General features: G+C 68.6%; 21 protein-coding genes. 12 read left to right on the top strand and 9 right to left on the bottom strand.

The features are described from left to right. The first annotated feature begins 84 nt into the window (after positions 1–84). From AZL_RS25110 to AZL_RS25100, 3 genes are all read left to right on the top strand, one after another. Positions 85–975, top strand: coding sequence for a LysR family transcriptional regulator (locus tag AZL_RS25110; protein ID WP_012977228.1), 891 nt, complete (start codon positions 85–87; stop codon positions 973–975). A gap of 149 nt (positions 976–1124) precedes the next feature. Beyond that, positions 1125–1742, top strand: a complete 618-nt coding sequence (locus AZL_RS25105; RefSeq protein WP_012977227.1) for a TetR/AcrR family transcriptional regulator — start codon at positions 1125–1127, stop codon at positions 1740–1742. A 91-nt stretch (positions 1743–1833) separates the two neighbouring features. Continuing rightward, entirely contained in the window at positions 1834–3090 is a 1257-nt protein-coding gene (locus tag AZL_RS25100) for a YbfB/YjiJ family MFS transporter (RefSeq protein ID WP_012977226.1), read from the top strand. Here AZL_RS25100 and AZL_RS25095 read toward each other — a convergent pair. The 7 genes from AZL_RS25095 to AZL_RS25065 all read right to left on the bottom strand — a co-directional run bounded on the left by AZL_RS25095 (position 3054) and on the right by AZL_RS25065 (position 9820). Then, positions 3054–3836, bottom strand: a complete 783-nt coding sequence (locus tag AZL_RS25095; RefSeq protein ID WP_012977225.1) for a TlyA family RNA methyltransferase — start codon at positions 3834–3836, stop codon at positions 3054–3056. The two genes, AZL_RS25100 and AZL_RS25095, sit on opposite strands and share 37 nt — an antisense overlap. Before the next feature lie 83 nt (positions 3837–3919). Continuing rightward, positions 3920–4951 carry a sensor histidine kinase gene (locus AZL_RS25090; RefSeq protein WP_012977224.1) on the bottom strand — a complete coding sequence of 344 codons (1032 nt, stop codon included), beginning with the start codon at positions 4949–4951 and terminating at the stop codon, positions 3920–3922. A 175-nt stretch (positions 4952–5126) separates the two neighbouring features. Next, the gene (gene dxs, locus AZL_RS25085) at positions 5127–7040 is read right to left on the bottom strand and encodes a 1-deoxy-D-xylulose-5-phosphate synthase (RefSeq protein ID WP_012977223.1); all 1914 of its coding nucleotides are present in this window, start codon (positions 7038–7040) and stop codon (positions 5127–5129) included. A 25-nt stretch (positions 7041–7065) separates the two neighbouring features. After that, on the bottom strand, positions 7066–7932 hold the full coding sequence (locus tag AZL_RS25080; RefSeq protein ID WP_042445794.1) for a polyprenyl synthetase family protein: 867 nt from the start codon (positions 7930–7932) through the stop codon (positions 7066–7068). Between the two features lie 37 nt (positions 7933–7969). After that, the gene (locus AZL_RS25075) at positions 7970–8263 is read right to left on the bottom strand and encodes an exodeoxyribonuclease VII small subunit (RefSeq protein WP_148219637.1); all 294 of its coding nucleotides are present in this window, start codon (positions 8261–8263) and stop codon (positions 7970–7972) included. A 169-nt stretch (positions 8264–8432) separates the two neighbouring features. Beyond that, positions 8433–9362: a histone deacetylase family protein gene (locus tag AZL_RS25070; RefSeq protein WP_012977220.1), complete on the bottom strand. Its 930-nt coding sequence runs from the start codon at positions 9360–9362 to the stop codon at positions 8433–8435. Positions 9363–9592: 230 nt separating this feature from the next. Continuing rightward, positions 9593–9820: a sulfurtransferase TusA family protein gene (locus AZL_RS25065; protein ID WP_012977219.1), complete on the bottom strand. Its 228-nt coding sequence runs from the start codon at positions 9818–9820 to the stop codon at positions 9593–9595. 350 nt (positions 9821–10170) lie between these two features. On the opposite strand from AZL_RS25065, the gene AZL_RS25060 reads away from it, so the two are divergent. Next, positions 10171–10548 (top strand): ArsR/SmtB family transcription factor, encoded by a 378-nt coding sequence (locus AZL_RS25060; RefSeq protein WP_012977218.1) that lies wholly within the window; start codon positions 10171–10173, stop codon positions 10546–10548. Positions 10549–10590: 42 nt separating this feature from the next. On the opposite strand, the gene AZL_RS25055 is transcribed toward AZL_RS25060, so the two are convergent. Beyond that, a complete protein-coding gene (locus AZL_RS25055; RefSeq protein WP_247894485.1) occupies positions 10591–10971 on the bottom strand; it encodes a DUF423 domain-containing protein in 381 nt (126 codons plus the stop codon). 146 nt (positions 10972–11117) lie between these two features. On the opposite strand from AZL_RS25055, the gene AZL_RS25050 reads away from it, so the two are divergent. Then, entirely contained in the window at positions 11118–11879 is a 762-nt protein-coding gene (locus tag AZL_RS25050; RefSeq protein ID WP_012977216.1) for a glycosyltransferase family 2 protein, read from the top strand. A gap of 9 nt (positions 11880–11888) precedes the next feature. On the opposite strand, the gene AZL_RS25045 is transcribed toward AZL_RS25050, so the two are convergent. After that, entirely contained in the window at positions 11889–12116 is a 228-nt protein-coding gene (locus AZL_RS25045; protein ID WP_012977215.1) for a hypothetical protein, read from the bottom strand. A 271-nt stretch (positions 12117–12387) separates the two neighbouring features. On the opposite strand from AZL_RS25045, the gene AZL_RS25040 reads away from it, so the two are divergent. From AZL_RS25040 to AZL_RS25010, 7 genes are all read left to right on the top strand, one after another. Then, positions 12388–13995, top strand: a complete 1608-nt coding sequence (locus AZL_RS25040) for an EAL domain-containing protein (protein WP_148219636.1) — start codon at positions 12388–12390, stop codon at positions 13993–13995. Positions 13996–14159: 164 nt separating this feature from the next. Next, positions 14160–14489, top strand: coding sequence for a hypothetical protein (locus AZL_RS25035; protein ID WP_052293774.1), 330 nt, complete (start codon positions 14160–14162; stop codon positions 14487–14489). A gap of 143 nt (positions 14490–14632) precedes the next feature. After that, positions 14633–15100 (top strand): hypothetical protein, encoded by a 468-nt coding sequence (locus tag AZL_RS25030; RefSeq protein ID WP_247894484.1) that lies wholly within the window; start codon positions 14633–14635, stop codon positions 15098–15100. 131 nt (positions 15101–15231) lie between these two features. Beyond that, entirely contained in the window at positions 15232–16416 is a 1185-nt protein-coding gene (locus tag AZL_RS25025) for a phosphoserine transaminase (RefSeq protein ID WP_012977212.1), read from the top strand. Between the two features lie 477 nt (positions 16417–16893). After that, positions 16894–17838 carry an SDR family NAD(P)-dependent oxidoreductase gene (locus AZL_RS25020; protein ID WP_012977211.1) on the top strand — a complete coding sequence of 315 codons (945 nt, stop codon included), beginning with the start codon at positions 16894–16896 and terminating at the stop codon, positions 17836–17838. Between the two features lie 133 nt (positions 17839–17971). Continuing rightward, positions 17972–18745 carry an HNH endonuclease family protein gene (locus AZL_RS25015; protein WP_012977210.1) on the top strand — a complete coding sequence of 258 codons (774 nt, stop codon included), beginning with the start codon at positions 17972–17974 and terminating at the stop codon, positions 18743–18745. Between the two features lie 133 nt (positions 18746–18878). Next, positions 18879–20657, top strand: a complete 1779-nt coding sequence (locus tag AZL_RS25010; protein WP_012977209.1) for an ABC transporter ATP-binding protein/permease — start codon at positions 18879–18881, stop codon at positions 20655–20657. Positions 20658–20662: the final 5 nt, after the last annotated feature.

The following is a 20662-nucleotide window of genomic DNA, read 5'->3' as shown; positions in this document are numbered from 1 at the left end:
GAGGCTGGATCCGGAGGCCGGTTCGGAGTCCCTGATGAAATTCCTCTGATCGCCGGCTTCCATCTCTGGAAATGGGGTTGGGGAATGGACCGTTGGCAGGCGATGCGGATTTTCGCGAAGGTGGCGGAGACCGGGAGCTTCGCCGAGACCGCCCGCCTGATGCATCTGAGCGCACCCGCGGTGACGCGGGCCGTGGCCTCCCTGGAGGATGTGATCGGCGCCAGACTGTTCGTCCGGACGACCCGCTCGGTCAAATTGACCGAAGCGGGCATCCGTTATTTCGAGGACTGCCGCCGCATCCTCGCCGACATCGCCGAGGCGGAAGCGGCGGCCGGCGGTTCCTATGCCAACCCCGCCGGCACGCTCGCCATCACGGCCTCCGCCCTCTTCGGGCAAATGCATGTTCTGCCGATCGTGACCGAGTTTCTCGACATCCACCCCGCGATGCGCGCCCGGACGCTCTTCATCGACCGCCCCGTCAACATCGTTGAAGAAGGCGTCGACGTCGCCGTGCGGATCGGCCATCTGCCGGATTCCGGCTTCACCGCCGTCAAGGTCGGCACGGTCCGGCGGGTGATCTGCGGATCGCCGGCCTATTTCGAGCGTCACGGCGCCCCGCTGACGCCAGCCGACCTCAGGAACCATCGGATCGCGGCGTCGACCAGCGCCTGGGCGTCGCCGGAATGGCGGTTCGCCGGGGATCAGCGGGTGACGATCGATCTTGTCCTCCAATGCAACACCAACGAAGCGGCGATCGCGACCGCCAGGGAAGGCTGGGGCCTGACCCGGGTTCTCCATTACCAGATCGGCCCGGCCCTGCTTGACGGCAGTTTGCGGATCGTGTTGAGCGAGCATGAGGAACCGCCTTTGCCCATCCATGTCCTCTACCCCGAGGGCCGCCATGCTCCGGCGAAGGTGCGGGCGTTCGTCGATCTGGCGGTCGCCCGCCTGCGGGGAAACCGGCTCCTGAATTAGGAGACGGATCGACAGGTCTGTTCGGACGGGCGCCATTGCGCCGGCGCAGGGCAGGGCGGCGTTTGCGCCATACCGGAAATTCTTGATCCTCGGCCGCCTCGGCTCGATTTTAGATCATATGATCTAAAATGGTTCGGACGGTGAAGACGATGGCTCGGCCACGGAAGTTCGACGAGACGGCGGTGCTGGACGCGGCGGTGGACCGCTTCTGGACCCGGGGCTACGAAGCGACCTCGACCCGCGAACTGGCGGACAGCATGCAAATGACGCTCGCCAGCATCCACAACGCCTTCGGCGACAAGCGGGCGCTGTTCCGCCGCTCGCTGGAGCATTACCTGAACGGTTCCCTGCGCGCGCGCATCGCCCGGCACGAGGCCGCCCCATCCCCGGCCGCCGCCATCGCCGGCTTCCTGCGCGAGAGCATCGAACGGTCCCTGGGCGACGGCTGCCGGCGCGGTTGCCTGCTGGTCAATTCCGCGCTGGAGGTCACGCCCGCCGATCCGGACATGCGCGACTTCCTGAATGCGGAACTGACGACCATCGAGGATTTCTTCCACCGCTGCATCGTCGAGGGCCGGCGGAGCGGTGAGATCCCCGCCGGCATCGATGCCGGCGACGCCGCCCGCCTGCTCTTCTCCAGCCTGCTGGGCATCCGTGTCCTGGCCCGCGTCCGCCCGGAGCGCGGCCTGCTGGAGGGAGCGGCGCGCGCCGCCCTGGCGAGCCTGGGCCTGCCACCCATGCCGGACTCCGGATCGCCGGACTCCTGACGGCCATAGGGCGCCTCCCTCTTCCCGCCTTTCCAAGCAACCGGGCGGGCCGCGACCGCGGCGCCGTCAACAGGGACGCACGACCATGAGCATGACATCCGCGACCGCGACGGCAGGCCGCCCGAAGGACCGTCTCGACAGGGCCGCCTGGATGGCGACCTTCGCCGGGATCGCCGGCAGTCTCGTCGCCATCGGCTTGGCGCGCTTCGCCTATTCCCCGCTGGTCCCGTCGCTGATCGAGGCGCGCTGGTTTTCCGCCGGCGACGCCGTGACCCTCGGCGCGGCGAATTTCGCCGGCTATCTGGCGGGCGCCCTGCTCGGCTGGCCGCTCGCCGGTCTGCTGCCGAACCGGGCCCTGCTGCGGCTGCTGATGCTGGCGGCGTCGCTCGCCTTCATCGCCTGCGCCTATCCGCTGTCCCTCGGCTGGTTCTTCGGATGGCGCTTCCTTTCGGGATTGGCCGGGGGTGCGATCATGGTCCTGGTCGCAACCAGCATCCTGCCCCACATCCCGGCCTCGCGGCGCGGCTTCGTCAGCGGCATGATCTTTCTCGGCATCGGCCTCGGCATCGCCGCGTCGGGCACCGCCGTGCCGGCGCTGATGCGGCTCGGCTTGCATGAGACATGGCTGGGGCTGGGCGGGCTGTCGCTGCTGCTGACCGCCCTGTCCTGGTTCGGCTGGCCGCCCTCGAGCCCGCCCCAGGGGATCGCCGCTCCGGCGGTGGAGCATGCGCCGCGCCATGAGGAAGGTGTCCTGCGCACCCTCTACGCCGAATATGCGCTGAACGCGTTGGGGCTGGTGCCGGCCATGCTGCTGCTGGTCGACTATGTCGCCCGCGGCCTGGGTCATGGCGCGGATGTCGGCGCCCTCTATTGGGTGCTGTATGGCATGGCGTCGGTGGCCGGACCCGTCGCCGCCGGATCACTGGCCGACCGGGTCGGCTACGCCGCGGCCTACCGGATCGCCCTGCTGCTCCAGGCGGTCGCCGTCGCCGCCCTGGCGGTCAGCGGCGATCCGCTGGTCGTCGGGGCCGCTGCGGTGATCATCGGCGCCCTGACGCCGGGTGTGGTTCCCCTGGTGCTCGGCCGCATCCAGGAACTGCTACCGCACAGCCAGACCGAACAACGCGCGGCCTGGAGCCGGGCCACAACGGCCTTCGCCCTGTTCCAGGCGTTGGGCGGTTACGGATATTCCTATCTCTTCACCCACAGCGGTCAAAGCTATGCCGCCGTCTTCCTGTGCGGCGCCGTCGCCCTGGCGGCTGCGCTGGGCGCCGACATCCTGGTCAACGCCCGCCGCCGGCACCACGTCGGTCAAGCGGCGGCTGTCACCGGGTCCCGGAATTCCTGATCCGGCGACGCCTCCCGAACCGCGCCGATCAGGAATTCCTTGTTCCCTTCCGGTCCGGTGATCGGGCTTTCGGTGATGTCCAGCACACGCCAGCCCGGCAGCGCATCCAGCCAGGAGCGGATGCGGTCGCAGACCTCCTGATGCAGCTCCGGCTCACGCACCACGCCGCCCTTGCCGACCCGGCCCTTGCCGACCTCGAACTGCGGCTTGATCAGGGCGACCAGCCGCCCGCCCGGCACCACCAGGGCCAAGGCCGCCGGCAGCACGATCTCCAAGCCGATGAAGCTGGCGTCGCAAACGACGAGGTCGACGGGATCCTGGATCTCGGCCGCGGTCAGATGGCGGGCGTTGGTCTTCTCCAGAACCACCACACGCGGGTCATTGCGCAGCTTCCAGGCCAGTTGGCCGTGGCCGACGTCGACGGCATAGACCTTGGCGGCCCCACGGGTCAGCAGCACGTCGGTGAAACCGCCGGTCGACGCGCCGACATCGACCGCGGTCAGGCCGGTCGGGTCGATGGCGAAGACGTCCAGCCCCTTCACCAGCTTCAGCCCGCCGCGCGACACCCAGGGATGGTCCTGCCCCTTGACCGCCAGCGGGGCCTCCGCCACGATCAGGTCGCCGGCCTTGTCGATGCGCCGGGTTTCGGAATAGACCAGCCCGGCCAGGATCAGCGCCTGCGCCTTGGCTCGGCTTTCCGCCAGCCCGCGCTCCACCAGCGCCACGTCAACCCGCACCCGTGCCATGCCGTCAGCCCCTCGCTCATCCTCTGATCGCCGCATTCCTGACGCGGAACGGGCGGAAGGGCAAGCCCAAGGGCCGCTGTTCGTCAGGCGGCGGGAAATTCGACGGACATGCGGGTGCCATGGGGGCCGCTGTCCACGATCAGCCTGCCACGCAGCTGACCGACGAAGGCGCGCACCACCTTCAGCCCGAGCGAGTTGGCACGGCTGGGATCCAATCCGTCCGGCAGGCCGGTGCCGTGATCGGACACCTCGAGCCGCAAGCCCTCGGCGCCGTTGCGGTCGAACCGCACGTCGATGACACCGGGCGCACCGGCCGGAAAGGCGTGCCGCGCCGCGTTGCCGACCAGTTCGCTGACGATCAAGCTGAAGGGAATGATCGAGTCGACCGGCAGCTCCGCCGTCTCCGCCGCGACCCGGATGCGGTGGGCGCCGGGAAGCGTCGCCTCCAGCTCCTGGCAAAGGTCGTGCAAATGGGAGCCCGCGTCGATGCGGCCCGCGCGCAAGGCGGCATGGGTGCTCTGATGGGCCTGGGTGACGATGCCGATACGGCTGGCGGCGCTTTGCAGGGCGCGGCGGACCTCCGGATCCCGGCTCGACAGCGTTTGCAGCGTCAACAGGCTGGAAACGAGTTGCAGGGTATTCTTCAGCCGGTGGCTGACGTCGCGCAGCCGGCGATCATGCTCCGCCGCCGACTCCGGTGTCTCCTGCGCCGTGACGATCAGGGAACGGACGGCGCCGTTGACGCCCTGCATCGGGGTGACGCGCAAATCCCAGAACCGCTCCCCCGCCGCCGAGCGGTCGCCCACGGCACGGCTGGACTGCGGCAGGCCGCTGTTGCGCGCCTCCGCCAGCAGGGCGGGCGACAGGGCGGGAAAGCTCTCGGCGATACCGTCACCGGCGACAACCCCCAGAGCCCGGAAGGCGGCATTGGCGAAACTACAGCGGTCGCCCTCCCCTTCCACCAGGGCGGTCGGCGTCGGGGTCTGGTCGAGCAGGCAGCGCAGCATCGCCGGATCGTCGAGAGCGGATTGGCTGGCATTCCCTGTCCACCCGACACCGGGATCGGTGCCGAATTCCGCGTTCCGGTACGCCGTGACCGCAATGATGTGCGCCATCGCCCCTGACCCCGTAGCCGCCCCCCGCTGCCGCCGGCGCCCCCATCGTCACGGATGGGCAACCATTTCAGCTTTGACACTTTACGGCGTCGCTCGCGCTCCACACCAGTCGAACAAGCTGAAAATCCTCTAGACAAATGGCATTACGCCCTTCGGAGGGGCTCGGCGGATGGCGTTAGGCCCGCGCGGCGGCGCTCTCCATCCCCAAGGCCTGGAGCGCGGTCCGGACGATGTGCTGGGCGGTCAGGCCGGCGGCCTCATATTGCTTCGCCGGCGAGTCGTGGTCGAGATAGAGGTCCGGCAGAACCATCGGCCGGATCTTCAGCCCGCCGTCGAGCAGCCCGGCCATCGCCAGGAATTGCAGCACGAAGCTGCCGAAGCCGCCGACCGAGCCCTCCTCGATGGTGATCAGAACCTCATGCTCCAGCGCCAGCCGGCGCACCAGATCCTCGTCCAGCGGCTTGGCGAAGCGGGCGTCGGCCAGCGTGGTCGACAGGCCGCGCGCCGCCAGCTCCGCCGCCGCGCGCCGGGCCTCGCCCAGCCGGGTGCCATAGCTGAGGATGGCGATCTTGGTGCCTTCCTGGAGGATGCGGCCCTTGCCGATCGGCAGCAGGCCGCCGCGCTCCGGCAGTTCCAGCCCCACCCCCTCGCCGCGCGGATAGCGCAGGGCCGAGGCGCGGTCGTCGATGGCGGCCTGGGTCGCCACCATATGCATCAGCTCCAGCTCGTCCGCCGCCGCCATCAGCACGATGTCGGGCAGGCAGCCGAGATAGGCGGTGTCGAAGGAGCCGGCATGGGTCGCGCCGTCCGCGCCGACCAGACCGGCGCGGTCCAGCGCGAAGCGCACCGGCAGATGCTGCAACACCACGTCATGGATGACCTGATCGTAGGCGCGCTGGAGGAAGGTGGAATAGATGGCGCAGAAGGGCTTGAACCCCTCCGTCGCCATGCCGGCGGCGAAGGTCACCGCATGCTGTTCGGCGATGCCGACGTCGAAGCAGCGGTCGGGGAAACGCTCCCCGAACAGGTCCAGCCCGGTTCCCGACGGCATGGCGGCGGTGATGCCGACGATGGAGGGGTCTGCCGCCGCCTCGGCGATCAGGCTCTGGGCGAAGACGCGGGTGTAGGTCGGGGCGTTCGACTTCGGCTTGGACTGGGTGCCGGTCACCACGTCGAATTTGGCGACGGCGTGCAGCTTGTCGGCCGACTCCTCGGCCGGGCCATAGCCCTTGCCCTTCTTGGTGACGACATGGATCAGCACCGGCTTGTCGTCGTCGGCGTCCCGGACATTCTGCAACACCGGCAGCAGATGGTCCAGGTTATGCCCATCGATCGGGCCGATGTAGTAGAAGCCCAGCTCCTCGAACAGGGTACCGCCGGTGACCATGCCGCGGGCGTATTCCTCCGCCCGGCGGGCGGCGTTGCGCAGCGGGCGCGGCAGCTGGTCGGCGATCTCCTTCGCCAGATGGCGCAGGGACAGATAGGGCTTGGACGAGATCAGCCGCGACAGATAGGCGCTCATCGCGCCGACCGGCGGAGCGATCGACATGTCGTTGTCGTTGAGGATGACGATCAGCCGCGACTTGGTGGAGGCGGCGTTGTTCATCGCCTCATAGGCCATGCCGGCGCTCATCGCGCCGTCACCGATCACGGCGATGACGTTGCGCCGCTCCCCCTTCATCTTGCTGGCCACCGCCATGCCGAGGCCGGCGGAGATGGAGGTGGAGCTGTGACCGGCGCCGAACGGGTCGTGGTCGCTCTCCGAGCGCTTGGTGAAGCCGCTCAGGCCCCCGCCCATGCGCAGCGTGCGGATGCGGTCGCGCCGCCCGGTCAGAATCTTGTGGGGATAGCACTGGTGACCGACATCCCAGATCAGCCGGTCATAGGGCGTGTCGAACACGTAATGCAGCGCCACCGTCAGCTCGACCACCCCCAGCCCGGCGCCGAGATGGCCGCCGGTCACCGATACGGCGTCCACGGTCTCGGTGCGCAGCTCGTCTGCGAACTGGCGGAGCTGCTCGGGCTTGAGGGCCCGCAGCTTGGCTGGCGTCGGACAAAGGTCGAGCAGCGGGGTCTTGGTGGCGGTCACGTCGTGATGGTCCTCAAAGCTCTGGTCAGGCGCGGCGCGCGACGACGAAGTCGGCGACCGCCTTCAACATATCGGCACGCCCATCGAAAATGTCCAAGTGCTGCGCCGCCTGATCGGCCAGCATCTCGGCCTGGGCTCGGGCGCGGTCGCGGCCCAGGATCGACACGAAGGTCGCCTTGCCGGCCTGGGCGTCGCGCCCGACCGTCTTGCCGGTCTCCTCCGCCGTGCCTTCCACGTCCAGAAGATCGTCGACGATCTGGAAGGCGAGGCCGAGGTCGTGGGCATAGGCGCGCAGCGCCGTACGTTGCGGCGGGCTGGCCTTGCCCAGGATACCGCCGGCCTCGCAGGAGAAGGCGATCATCTCGCCGGTCTTCAGGCGCTGCAACCGCGTGGTGGTGCCGAGGTCGAAAGTCTCATGCTCGGCGATCAGGTCCAGCATCTGGCCGCCGACCATGCCGTGCCCGCCGGCGGCCTTGGCAAGCGCCGTCACCAGCTGGCAGCGGATGTTGGGGTCCTCATGGGTCGCCGGATCGGCCAGCACCTCGAAGGCCAGCGTCAGCAGCCCGTCGCCGGCCAGGATGGCGGTCGCCTCGTCGAACTGGCGGTGGCAGGTCGGACGGCCGCGCCGCAGCTCGCCGTCATCCATCGCCGGCAAGTCGTCATGGACCAGCGAATAGCTGTGGACCATCTCCACCGCGGCGGCGGCGCGGATGGCGCAGTCCGGGTTGACGCCGAACAGGGCGGAGGACTGCATCACCAGGAAGGGGCGCAGCCGCTTGCCGCCGTTCAGGCAGCCATAGCGCATGGCCTCGAACACCCGCGCCTCCGGCAGGTCGGTGGTCGGCAGCAGGGCGCCGATCTTCAGTTCAACGGCCTGCGCGATCTCCGCCATGGCGGATTTCAGATCGGATTGGGAAGTGGTCTGCACGTCAGTCGATCCGGGCGGGTTCGGTGCCGAGGGAACCGTCGGCGCTCACGGTGATGCGGTCGATCTTGGCCTGCGCCTCGCGCAGCTTCAGCTCGCAATGGCGCTTCAGCGCCGTGCCCCGCTCGTAGGAGGAGATGGCGTCGTCCAGCTTGCCGCGCCCTTCCTCAAGCTGGCGGACGATCCGCTCCAGTTCGGCGAGCGCGTCCTCGAAGCTGAGGGCGGCGATGTCGGGCGGAATGGGAACGCCGGAATTCGGACCTGGGGAGGCGGCAGGGTGCATGTCGGGCAGAACCATCGATGAAACCTCGAGCCCGCGAAGGTATGCCCCGCTACCGTCCGGCGCAAGACCCGAGGCGGTCCGTGGTCCCGACACTTGCGGACTATGTGCCGCATGGCTCCGGCCTATGCGTTCGGACAGTCCCCTCCCGGAAGGGAGGGGGGACCATCCGCCCGGATCGCGCCTGTCAGCAATACATCAGTTCGCGCACATGGGCGGCGCTCGCCGAGGCGAGGGCGCGCAGATTGTACCCGCCCTCCAGCACCGAGACGATCCGCGCGCCGCAATGGGTGCGGGCCAGTTCGCCCAGCTTGCGGGTGGCCCAGACGAAATCATCGTCGATCAGATGCAGACCGGCCAGCGGATCGCGCGAATGGGCGTCGAAGCCGGCGGAGATGATCAGCAGGTCCGGCTTGAAATGATCGATGGCCGGCAGGATGACATGCGTCATGGCGTGGCGGAATTCCGGCGAGCCGGCCATCGCCGGCAGCGGCGCGTTGACGCAGTTGCCGTATTCCCCCTTCTCGCCCGCATCGCCGGTGCCGGGATAGAGCGGCGACTGGTGGGTCGAGCAATAGAGCATGTCGGGGTCGTGCTGGAGGATGTCCTGCGTGCCGTTGCCGTGATGGACATCGAAATCCATCACCGCCACCCGTTGCAAACCATGGGCGGCACGGGCGTGGAAGGCGCCGACGGCGGCGTTGTTGAACAGGCAGAAGCCCATCGCCTTCTCCCGCTCCGCATGATGACCGGGCGGGCGGACGGCGCAAAAGGCGTTGCGCGACTGGCCGGTCGCCACCGCGTCGACCGCGGCGCAGACGGCGCCCGCCGCGCGCAGCGCCGCCTCCCCCGATCCGGGCGAAACGACCGTGTCGGCATCGACGCCCGCATGCTCCACCTCCGGGATCAGGGACAGCACGCGGTCGATGTGCGACCGCGGGTGCGCCCGCAGAAGCTGCTCAACCGTGGCGCGCGGCGCCTCCTGCCGTTCCAGCATGTGGAACTCCTCCGTCTCCAGGGCGGCGAGCACGGCGCGCAGGCGGTCGGAGCATTCGGGATGACCGAGACCCGTGTCGTGCTCCAGGCACGCCGGGTGGGTGAACAGGGTGGTGAACATCGATTTTCGGTCGTTATCGTTGTTTTTCGGGCGGTTTTCAGGCGGCGTCTCAGGCGTTTCCGAAAACCATTCTTCCCGCATCGCTAATGAAAGTACAGGCTGAATCCGGGACGATTCGTCACAGCCCACTTTCGGGAAGCGCGGCAATCCGCTACACGACGCTATTGGATACGAAGGGATGCGGGACGGCGCCATGAAGGACGCCCGTGAAAGGCGGCCATGGACGGCGCTCAGGCCACCCGCTCGATGACGAAGCGCAGGACGCCCCCCTCCTCCGCGACGGACAGCAGGCGGTTGCCCGTCGCCTCGCAGAAGGCCGGGAAGTCCCTGCGGGCACCGGGGTCGGTCGCCTCGACGGTCAAGGTGTCGCCGACGGCAATGGCCTTGATCGCCTTGCGCGCGCGCAGGACGGGGAGCGGGCACTGCAAGCCCTTGGTATTCAACGGGTGGTCGGTCATGGAGGAATGCTACCCCGGTCCACCGGGCACTGTCACGACGGATGGTGACGCATCACGCCGCTCCCGCCGCCAAATCCGCAACCAAGGATTTGTACGTGTACAGCGGAACTGATTATCTCCGATAGAAAAAGCGCGGACCGGCGATGACGGCGATCCTCGAGCCTATGCCAGGGCCAAGCAGTGGCGTGGTTCCCATGGAGCTTTGCGGCATGTGGACAATGCCCATCGGGTACGAATATACTAGGATACGGGCATTTTTATTTGCTTGGCCGCTCAACGATGGCACAGGCATGGCCCGGGGATGGCTCGGGCACAAAACGAATCGGAACGGACAGGGCGACGGTAGAGCGATGAAGATCGAGGATTTGCAGGCCAATGCCCGCCGAGCGAGCGCGCTGTTGAAGGCGATGTGCAACGAACGGCGCCTCTTGATCCTGTGCCACCTCAGTCAGGGGGAGCGGTCGGTGGGTGAACTGGAGGATCTGGTCGGCCTCAGCCAGTCGGCGCTGTCGCAGCATCTGGCCCGGCTGCGCAACGACAATCTGGTGCGCACGCGGCGCAGCGCCCAGAACATCTACTATTCGCTGAACGGGCACGAGGCGCAGACCATCATGGCCACGCTGCACGGGCTTTACTGCGCACCCGCCGCGGAAGACGCCGAGGGCGATGGACCAGCCGGCGACCAGGGGATCGGCCGTTCCGACCTGCGGGCCGCCACGGCGGGCTGACGCCGGTCGATCGAGCGAAGCCGGCCAGCGGGGCGCCAAGCCTCAGCCGCGCACCCGCAGCGCCGCGACCGCCAGCGCCAGCCAACCCAGCATGAAGCTCCAGCCGCCGGCCGGCGCCGTCATCGGCAGCGGCAGGGGGCCGATCGTCGCCAGCGCATAGAGCGTGCCGCAGAACAGCAGGATTCCGGCGACGAACAGCCATCCCGCCGTCCGCAGGAGCAAGCGCCCGCTCGCGGTCACCCGACCGCCCAGGGCCACCAGCAGAACCAGCGCCAGCGCATGCGCCATCTGGTACTGTCCGGCGATGCGGAACCACTCCTGCGCCTGCGGCTGGGCGGCCAGCGCGTGGCTGGCATAGGCGCCGGTGCCGACCGCCATGGCGCCATTGAGCGCAGCGAAGACGATCCAGATGCGGTCGATCATTCCCACGGGACGTGTCCTTAATCATTCCCTCGCCGCCCCTTGCGCGGTGCGGACCCCGATGGATGGTGGCATGCACAGTGGCGGATCGCGGTGTTATCCTGCCCCCTGTCTACACGCTGGCAGCCCGTCCGGACAAGAAAACGACCATGACGCCCACAGTCCCTTCCGCTCCCCTGGTCAGCATCATCACGCCCACCTGGCAGCGGGAGGAGTTCCTGCCCCGCCTGCACGCCCGCATCCAGGCACAGACCCATGGCGAGATCGAGTGGCTGGTGTTCGACGACAGCCCGCGCCCCTCCGCCTATCTGAAGCCGCTGGCCAGCCCCCGGCTCAAATATTTTTACTCGCCCAGCCGCTACGCCATCGGCGAGAAGCGCAACATCCTGGCGGACCATGCCAAGGGATCGGTGATCGTCCATATGGACGATGACGATTTCTATGCGCCGGCCTATGTGGAGCGGATGCTGGGCTGGCTGGAGCGGGGACATGATCTGGTGACGCTGTCGGGCTGGTTCCTCTACAGCGCGCCCTACCGGCGCTTCGGCTATTGGGACACCGCCCGCGGCGGCTCGCACCATCGCTGGGGCCGGCAAGGGTGCAGCTATGTGGAGGCGCCGGACAGCCCGCCCTCCCCCGATAATCTCGACGGCTACGGCTTCTCCTACGCCTACCGGCGTTCGGTGTGGGAAGAGATCCGCTTCCCCGCGGTGAACGCCTGCGAGGACACGCCCTTCGTCAGGGCCGCCCGCGAACGCTTCCGCGTCGGCACCTTCCCCGATGCGGAGGGGCTGTGCCTGCACCTGCTGCACGCCCGCAGCACCAGCCTGTGCCTGCCGCAATATGAGCTGCCGGAACTGCTGATAGACCGGCTGTTCGGTCCCGATGCCGCCGCCTACACCCGTCCCTGAACCCGCGCGCTACACCTGCACATCGAGGAACATTCCGCGGCGATAGTTGCGCGGCAGGGTCAACACGCCATTGACCACCAGCGCCGCCAATTCACGCAGGCTCGGAACCCTTTGACGCCCCTGCTGGGCGACACCGTCCGCCCGCGCACGCACGCCGGCCGCGGGAACCCGCCCGCCGCCGGCATCCGGGCGGATCGGCTCGTTCGAACGGTCACCTGTGCGACGGGTCTCTACCATAGGGCATCATTTACCATGAATGCCGGCCCCGGGGAAGTGGAGGCCGGCGATCGCGCAGGGTGATCGCGGCCGGCCGGGACCAATTTCCTCTCATTGTCCATCGCATACCTTAGTATGCGCCGCGTCCGTAATTGAAACTTTGTCAATCGGCAAATTCGATGGCGGCAAGGCTTCATTTAGGATAAGTATACGAACCATTATCAGATATTTTATTGCTCAGGACGATAGCCGTCCGACTATCCCGCCAAACCGCGATACTTGCCGAGGCATCATGACATCGGACGTCGCCCGCTTCCTTGGCTTCGCATTCGCCAATGCGGATGTGCTCATCGAGGTGGACGCCCGCGGAACCATCGGCTTCGCGGCCGGCGCGCTCCAGCATCTGCTCGGCACCACCGATGCCGACCTGATCGGCCAGTCCATCGACCGGGTGGTCGCGGCCGGAGACCGCGGGCTGGTGCGGCGTCTGCTGCGCACCGCCGGCTCCAATTGCCGGCTGGAACCGCGCGCGGTGGCCCTGGCCGGCGGAATGCAGGCGATGCTGTCGGGCTACCGGCTCGGCCGCTCGCCGAATGTCCAGCTGACGCTGACCAAATCGGAAAGCCAGGGGGCGGGCACGGCGCAGCCGGCGCGCGACGCGGAAACCGGGCTGCTCGATCCCGACGCCTTCCAGGCCCAGTTGGGCGAGCGCTTCGGCGTCGATGTCGGCAAGGCGCCGCCGAAGCTGACCCTGATCAAGATCGCTGATTTCGGCGAGGTGAAGTCGCGGCTGGGGCCGGAACTGACCCTGCGCCTTCTGGGAGAGGTCGGGGCCCTGCTGCGCGTTCATGCCGCCGACGACACGCTGGCCACCCGGTTGGGGGAGGACCGCTTCGGCCTTGTCCATGGCAGCGACCTGTCGGCCAGCACGCTCGCCGATGAGATCGCGGTGACCGGCGCCAGCCTGTCGCCGGATGGTCAGCCGCTGGCGTCGGAAAACCTGACGCTCGACATGTCGGCGCCGGGCCTCAGCCGCGAAGATGCCGGTCGGGTGCTGATGTTCACGATCAAGAGTTTCGCCGAGGATTCGACGAACTTCGACATCTCGACCATGCATGACGCGGTGAAGCTGCTGGTCGATCAGACGGTGACGCGGGTGACCAGCCTGCGCACCACCCTGACCGACGACCGGTTGAAGCTGCAATTCCAGCCCATCGTCTCGCTCGCCACCCGCGGCCTGCACCATTACGAGGCGCTGGCCCGCTTCCCCAACGGCGCCCCCGGCCCGACCATCGCCTTCGCCGAGCAGATCGGCCTGGTCCATGACGTCGACCTGCTGGTTTGCGAAAAGGCGCTGGAGACGCTCGCGGCGGATCCGACGTTGCAGATCGCCGTCAACATGTCGGCCGCCTCGCTGGGCAGCGACATCTTCGTCGTCGCCTTCCAGCGGCTGGTCGGTCGCGACCCCGCCCTGCGCTCCCGCCTGCTGGTCGAGGTGACCGAGTCGACCGGCCTGACCGACCTGCCGCGCGCCGCCCGCATCCTGGAGGAGCTGCGGCGGGCCGGCCATCGCATCTGCCTGGACGATTTCGGCGCCGGGGCCGCCTCCTTTCCCTATATCCAGGCCCTGCCCGTCGATTTCGTGAAGATCGACGGCAGCTATGTCCGCCGGCTCGGGGGCAGCCCGCGCGACGACGCCATCCTGCGCGCCATGGTCGGACTGTGCCGGGAAGTCCGCGTGCGGGTGATCGCGGAAATGGTGGAGACCCAGGACCAGGCGGCACAGCTCAACGCCTGGGGTTTCGAACTGGCCCAGGGCTATCATTTCGGCCGTCCCGCCGACCGCCCCGCCTACAGGCAGCCCAGCCTGTTCGCGCCGCCGGCATCCGCCAGGGCCTGATTCCCCGACCGAAGCCCTATAATCAAAGCCATATGGCCAAAATCTTTCCGGAAGGCCGGAATGAAAGCGGAGGCGGCGGCGTTCATCCGATCATAGGGGCGGGATGCCCCCGACAGTTGGAGGACGCCGGAATGACTGGCCGCTTTGGTTCTGGATTGAAAGCCGTGGCTCTGGGCGCTCTGCTCGCCGGATCCATGCTGGGTGCCACCGCCGGCGCCGCCGCCGCCCATGACGACTGGCGCGGCGGACCGGGATGGCGCGGTGGACCAGAATGGCACGGTGGACCGGAATGGCGTGGCTGGGACCGGCCCCACCACCCGCGTTGGCGCGAGCGCGACGTGTTCTACGCACCGCCGCCCGTCATCTACGCCCCGCCGCCGGTGGTTTATGCGCCGCCCCCGCCACCGCGGGTGATCTATGCCCCGCCGCCGCCGGTCGTCTACGCCCCGCCGGCGGTCGTCCCCGGCTTCGGCCTCAGCGTCAACATCCGCTGAGACCGGCGCCGGAGCCGTCGATCGCCTGACCTTGACCGCCTCAAACCGAAAAGGACGGCTTCCGGCGGAGCGCCTGCCGCATTATGGTGCGCCCCGTTCGGACAAGCCGCCCCGCCGGGGCGCAGCAGCCAGGGAGACGGCCTTTGCGGGTTCTTAGCGTGTGCGTCACGGTGGTGGGCAGCCTTTCGGTTGGCTTCGGGATCGCCGCCTCCGCCGCGGCGGCCGAACCGCGCCTGATGGCGGCGCTCGGCAACAACGTGCTGACGATGACCGACGTCGCGCCGAAGCACACCCAGGTGTCGGTCGACGACAAGCCGGTGTTCGAGGACAAGGAGAGCGCCATGCTGTCCTTCGTCGGCGCCTATTCCCTGAAGGACCGCTGGATCGCCCTGTTCCAGGCCGACACCGGCGCCAAGGACTGCCCGACCCGCTTCCGCATCCTGGAGTTGGGCGGGACGCAACCGATGGTCTCCTTTCCCTTCGGTTCGTGCAGCGACGCCGCCCAGGTCTCCATCGACAACGACACCCTGACCGTCTCCATGCCCCAGCCGGGCGGCGGGGGCGAGGCCGCCTGGACCTACCGCAACGGCAAGGTCGGCCGCAGCAGATAAGCCGCCAGACGGTGGCTTTGCCTGCGGTGTCCGCCGGGCTGAGGTCCGCCAGGGTCGATTGACGGGGCCGGACACAGCTTTTAAGGTCCGGGCCTCCGCACATTCCCGTTCCGGGACAGGAAGTCCGCGCCATGAATGCCAACACCGCCGGCCGGCCCAGCCGCCGCCCCGACACCCCGCTCTTCTCCTCCGGCCCCTGCGCGAAGCGTCCAGGCTGGTCGCTCGATGCGCTGGACGGCGCGCTGCTCGGCCGCTCCCACCGCTCCAAGCCCGGTAAGGCCAAGCTGAAGGAGGTCATCGACCTCACCCGCGCGGTGCTTGGCATTCCCGGCGACTACCGCATCGGCATCGTCCCCGCCTCCGACACCGGGGCGGTGGAGATGGCGCTGTGGTCGCTGCTGGGCCCGCGCGGCGTCGACATGCTGGCCTGGGAAAGCTTCGGCAAGGAATGGGTCACCGACGTCGCCAATCAGTTGAAGCTTCCCGACGTCCGCAACCTGATCGCCCCCTATGGCGAATTGCCGGACCTGTCTTCGGTCGATTTCAGCCGTGACGTCGTCTTCACCTGGAACGGCACCACCGCCGGTGTCCGCGTCGCCGACGGCGACTGGATCGCCGACGACCGCGCGGGGCTGACCATCTGCGACGCCACCTCCGCCGCCTTCGCCATGGCGCTGCCCTGGCACAAGCTCGATGTCGCCACCTGGTCCTGGCAGAAGGTGCTGGGCGGCGAGGCGGCGCACGGCATGCTGGTGCTGGGCCCGCGCGCCGTCGAACGGCTGGAGAGCTTCCAGCCCGACCGGCCGCTGCCGAAGATCTTCCGGATGACGAAGAACGGCAAGCTGATCGAGGGCATCTTCGAAGGCGACACCATCAACACCCCGTCGATGCTGTGCGTCGAGGACGCCATCGACGGCCTGCGCTGGGCGCTGTCGCTGGGCGGCCTGACCCCGCTGATCCGCCGGTCGGAACAGAATCTGCGCATCGTCGCGGAATGGGTGGAGACCAGCCCCTGGGCTGGCTTCCTCGCGAAGGATCCGGCGAACCGCTCCTGCACCTCGATCTGTCTGCGCTTCACCGATCCGGAGGTGACCGCCCTGTCGGAGGAGGCCCAGGCCGCCTTCGCCAAGAAGTTGTCGGCCCTGCTGGAGAAGGAGGAGGCCGCCTTCGACGCCGGTTCCTACCGCGATGCGCCTCCCGGCCTGCGCCTGTGGGGCGGCGCGACGGTGGAGAATGAGGATATGGAGGCGGTGCTGCCCTGGCTCGACTGGGCTTTCGCCACCGTGAAGGCGGAAATGCTCGGCCCGCAGGGCTGACGCCCGGCAACCGGGCAAGCGCGGCCGTGGCCTTCGTCCACAGCCCTGTCCGGATCCCTCGCGAGGCCCCGCTGTGGCATGACCGCCACGGTGGGGCCTTTTGCTTTGACCGGATTTGTGCCGTGCAGCGAAGCAACCAGTCGCATAGGGCAGCATTTCTGCACCAGTGTGACTGGCGCGACGCGCGGGGACGCCCCGCGCGCTTGACCATAGTTATCCACAGAACCGTGGACAAGGCGGTGGATAAGCCTGTTGAACCATCGGTCCCGCCTGTCCCAAAACCGTCATGAGGGAAGCGGCACCGATTCGCCTCCTGGGTCGCCGGACGGTCCAGGCCGCCTCCCCGGTTTAGGCGCGGTCCTATCCCGAAGATGGTCTGGCGAACCATTGGTTGTGTCCCGACTCTTGGGGATGGGTTTCCGGCTTTCCGCTGCGGCGCGGCGAAGCCGGCGCAACAAGGAAGGGCTCGAACGGACCATGGCACACTACCTCATCACCGGCGGATGCGGCTTCATCGGTTCGCATCTGGCCGACCGGCTGCTGGCCGACGGGCATCGGGTGACGATTCTCGACAACCTGTCGAGCGGCAGCCTGCAAAACAAGCCGCATGGCGCGAAGCTGGTGGTGGGCGACGTCGCCGATCCCGCCGCGGTGCGCGAGGCGATGGCGGGCGACGCCGGCGAGGGCGTGGACGGCGTCTTCCACCTCGCCGCCGTGGCCTCGGTGCAGAAATCGCGGGAATTGTGGGCGGAGACCCACCGCACCAATCTGCTGGGCACCGTCACCGTGTTCGAGGCGGCGCGTAACGCCAAGGGCGGCCATCCGGTCCCGGTGGTCTATGCCTCGTCCGCCGCGATCTACGGCGACAACACCAATACCCCGCTGAGGGAGGACGAACCGCCGCGTCCGCTGTCCGCCTACGGCGTCGACAAGCTGGGCTGCGAGATGCATGGCCGCGTCGCCTGGGCGATCCAGGGGGTGCCGACGGTGGGCTTCCGCTTCTTCAACGTCTACGGACCGCGCCAGGATCCGATGTCGCCCTATTCCGGCGTGATCTCCATCTTCGCCCGCCGGGTCGCCCGTGGCGAGGATGTGGAGATCCATGGTGACGGCCAACAGGTGCGTGATTTCGTCTTCGTCGGCGACGTGGTGCGCATCCTGGCGCTGGCGATGGAACGGCGTTTCGCCGGCGCGCAGCTCTTCAATCTCTGCACCGGCCGGGCCACCTCGCTGGTGATGCTGCTGGAGGTCCTGCAGGAGCTGTGCGGCAGCAAGGTCCGCCGCCGCCACACGGAGCCGCGCGCCGGCGACATCCGCGTATCGATCGGCGACCCGTCGCTGATGCGCGCCACCTTCGACACCATGTGCCAGATCGGCCTGCTCGAAGGGCTGAGCGCCACCCTGACCGGCCGCATGCCTTGAGGTCGGGTCCGCCGCCGGTGTATGACGGCGGCGGATCGAAACGGCGGGCGGAACATGGCTGGAGTGACGATTTCTCCTTCTCCCCCATCCACTTCTCCCCTGTGGAGCGGGGACCGGTCTTGGGCGGGTTGACATGGCCCGCCGCCGATCCCTGACCCTGCGGGGCCTGTTCATCGTCCTGGCACTGCTCGCCGCCGCCGCCGTGGCGGAGCGGGTCCACATCATACCGCCCGGCACGCTCGACCGCCTGCTGGGCGGGGAGACCCACCGCCAACGCCAGCCACGCCGCCAGGAGGCGGCCGAGCCGCCGCCGCCGGTCATCGCCCGCCCGGCCGACGGGATCGATTTCTCCGAAGTGGCCCGCCAGCTGGACGGCATCCGGGTGGAACCCGAAAAGCGCCGCGGCTATGAGCGCGAGGAGTGGCCGCACTGGCTGGCGCTCGACGGCGGCTGTCTGAACGCCCGCGAAAAGGTGCTGATCCGCGACTCCCGCCGTCCGGCGACGCTCGATGCCAAGGGCTGCGCCGTGAAGTCGGGCGACTGGACCGACCCCTACACCGGCGAGCGCTTCACCGACCCCCAGATGGTCGACATCGACCACCGGGTGCCGCTGGAGGAGGCCTATGCCAGCGGCGGCCATGGCTGGAGCCGGGAGAAACGCGCCGCCTACGCCAACGACACCAGCGACCCGCTGACCCTGCTGGTCTCCAGCCGCGAGGCGAACCGCGCCAAGGGCTCCAAGGGGCCGGAAGACTGGCTGCCGCCCAAACGCGACGGCGTCTGCCTCTATGTCGCCGACTGGATCCTGGTGAAGGCGCGCTGGGATCTCGCCATGGACGAGCGGGAACGGGTGACCGTCGGCAACATCCTGGGCGACTGCCGCAACTCGGCCGGGCAGCGGCGCTGACGGCGAGACCGCCGGGGCGGCGGCGGCCGGTTGGGACATGGTCCGCGGCAAGTGACAGCGATTTCATAGCGCGGGCGGGGCAAAGGGTGGTAATCGGCAAGACGATCTCCGACCGCCTGCGAGTGCCCGACCAATGCCCGCAAGTTCCGATTCCTCTCCCGGCCTCACCGCGCGCCTGTCCGCGGCGCGGCATTTCCTGGCCGACGTCTGGCGCCTGACCCGCCCCTACTGGTCCTCCGAAGAGAAATGGGCGGCGCGCGGCCTGCTGGCGGCGATCGTCGCCCTCAATCTCGGCGCCGTGTTCATGGAGGTCTGGTTCACCCAGATCAACGCCGACATCTTCAACGCGTTGCAGGAGAAGGACCAGGGCGCCTTCCTCCATGCGCTTCTGGTGTTCGGCGGGCTGGCGCTGGTCTTCATCGCGGTGGCGGTCTATCGCCTCTACCTGAACCAGATGCTGCAAATCCGCTGGCGACGCTGGCTGACCGAGCGCTATCTCGGCGACTGGCTGGAGAGCCAGACCTATTACCGCCTGCAATTCGCCGACACCGGCACCGACAACCCCGACCAGCGCATCGCCGAGGATCTGCGAAGCTTCGTGCAACTGACGCTGAGCCTGTCGCTGGGCTTCCTGACCAATCTGGTCTCGCTGGTCTCCTTCCTCGCCATCCTGTGGAGCCTGTCGGGATCGGTCACCATCCCGTGGCTGGGCATCGACCTGCCCGGCTACATGGTCTGGGTGGCGCTGGTCTATGCCGTCGCCGGCACCTGGATCACCCACAAGATCGGCAAGCCGCTGGCCCGCCTCAGCTTCGACCAGCAGCGTTACGAGGCCGATTTCCGCTTCTCGATGGTCCGCCTGCGCGAGAATGCCGAGAGCATCGCCCTGCAACAGGGCGAGGCGCAGGAGGCGCGCGGCTTCAACGACCGTTTCGCCCGCGTGGTCGCCAACTGGTGGGCGCTGATGCGCACGCAGAAGCGGCTGGTCTGGTTCACCTCGGCCTATGGTCAGGTCGCCGTCATCTTCCCGCTGGTGGTCGCCGCCCCGCGCTATTTCAACGGCTCCCTGCCGCTGGGCTCGCTGATGCAGACCTCCCAGGCCTTCGGGCAGGTGCAGGGGGCGTTGTCCTGGTTCATCGACGCCTATGTAAGCCTCGCCGACTGGCACGCCACCACCAGCCGTCTGACCGGCTTCCGCCATGCGGTGGAGACGGTGCGCGCCGCCAGCCGCGATCATGCCGGGGTGGAACGCGCGGCGGCGGCCGACGGCGCCCTGACGCTGGACGGGCTGATCCTGACCCTGCCGAAGGGCGGCACGCCGCTGGTCCGCGCCGACCTGACGGTTCGGCCGGGCGAGACGCTGCTGATCACCGGCCCGTCGGGATCGGGCAAGAGCACGATCCTGCGCGCGATCGCCGGCATCTGGCCCTTCGGCCGGGGCCGGATCGCCCTGCCCGCCGGCGGCACGGCCGCCGCCAATGGCGGCATGATGCTGCCGCAGAAGCCCTACCTGCCGATCGGGACCCTGCGCGCCGCCGTCACCTACCCCGCCGCCCCGGACGCCTTCGAGGCGGATGCGGTGCGCGAGGTGCTGGACGCCGTCGGCATGGCCGGCTTCGCCGACCGGCTGGCCGAGGAGGATCACTGGTCGCAACGCCTGTCCGGCGGCGAGCAGCAGCGCGTCGCCATCGCCCGCGCCCTGCTGCACAAGCCGGGCTGGCTCTATCTGGACGAGGCGACGTCGGCCTGCGACCCGGAGACGGAGGAACGGCTCTACGGCCTGCTGCGCCAGCGGCTGCCCGGCACCACGCTGATCAGCGTCGGCCACCGCCCCAGCCTCGCCGCCTTCCACGAGCGCCGGCTGGCGGTGCGGCGCGACGGCGAGGGGATCGGGGAACTGGCGGCGGTCTGAGACAG

Origin of the sequence: Azospirillum sp. B510 (assembly GCF_000010725.1) — a bacterium.
Taxonomy (GTDB): Bacteria; Pseudomonadota; Alphaproteobacteria; order Azospirillales; family Azospirillaceae; genus Azospirillum; species Azospirillum lipoferum_B.
This window is presented reverse-complemented; position numbering and strand designations above follow the sequence as displayed.

Bases quoted from the DNA above. Each gene is read 5' to 3' on its own strand.
- AZL_RS25040 (WP_148219636.1), top strand. From the start codon at position 12,388: ATGACATCGGACGTCGCCCGCTTCCTTGGCTTCGCATTCGCCAATGCG.
- AZL_RS25045 (WP_012977215.1), bottom strand. From the start codon at position 12,116: ATGGTAGAGACCCGTCGCACAGGTGACCGTTCGAACGAGCCGATCCGC.
- AZL_RS25075 (WP_148219637.1), bottom strand. From the start codon at position 8,263: ATGGTTCTGCCCGACATGCACCCTGCCGCCTCCCCAGGTCCGAATTCC.
- AZL_RS25010 (WP_012977209.1), top strand. From the start codon at position 18,879: ATGCCCGCAAGTTCCGATTCCTCTCCCGGCCTCACCGCGCGCCTGTCC.
- AZL_RS25105 (WP_012977227.1), top strand. From the start codon at position 1,125: ATGGCTCGGCCACGGAAGTTCGACGAGACGGCGGTGCTGGACGCGGCG.
- AZL_RS25025 (WP_012977212.1), top strand. From the start codon at position 15,232: ATGAATGCCAACACCGCCGGCCGGCCCAGCCGCCGCCCCGACACCCCG.
- AZL_RS25065 (WP_012977219.1), bottom strand. From the start codon at position 9,820: ATGACCGACCACCCGTTGAATACCAAGGGCTTGCAGTGCCCGCTCCCC.
- AZL_RS25070 (WP_012977220.1), bottom strand. From the start codon at position 9,362: ATGTTCACCACCCTGTTCACCCACCCGGCGTGCCTGGAGCACGACACG.
- AZL_RS25095 (WP_012977225.1), bottom strand. From the start codon at position 3,836: ATGGCACGGGTGCGGGTTGACGTGGCGCTGGTGGAGCGCGGGCTGGCG.
- AZL_RS25110 (WP_012977228.1), top strand. From the start codon at position 85: ATGGACCGTTGGCAGGCGATGCGGATTTTCGCGAAGGTGGCGGAGACC.
- AZL_RS25050 (WP_012977216.1), top strand. From the start codon at position 11,118: ATGACGCCCACAGTCCCTTCCGCTCCCCTGGTCAGCATCATCACGCCC.
- AZL_RS25090 (WP_012977224.1), bottom strand. From the start codon at position 4,951: ATGGCGCACATCATTGCGGTCACGGCGTACCGGAACGCGGAATTCGGC.
- AZL_RS25060 (WP_012977218.1), top strand. From the start codon at position 10,171: ATGAAGATCGAGGATTTGCAGGCCAATGCCCGCCGAGCGAGCGCGCTG.
- AZL_RS25100 (WP_012977226.1), top strand. From the start codon at position 1,834: ATGACATCCGCGACCGCGACGGCAGGCCGCCCGAAGGACCGTCTCGAC.
- AZL_RS25020 (WP_012977211.1), top strand. From the start codon at position 16,894: ATGGCACACTACCTCATCACCGGCGGATGCGGCTTCATCGGTTCGCAT.
- AZL_RS25055 (WP_247894485.1), bottom strand. From the start codon at position 10,971: ATGATCGACCGCATCTGGATCGTCTTCGCTGCGCTCAATGGCGCCATG.
- AZL_RS25015 (WP_012977210.1), top strand. From the start codon at position 17,972: ATGGCCCGCCGCCGATCCCTGACCCTGCGGGGCCTGTTCATCGTCCTG.
- AZL_RS25080 (WP_042445794.1), bottom strand. From the start codon at position 7,932: ATGGCGGAGATCGCGCAGGCCGTTGAACTGAAGATCGGCGCCCTGCTG.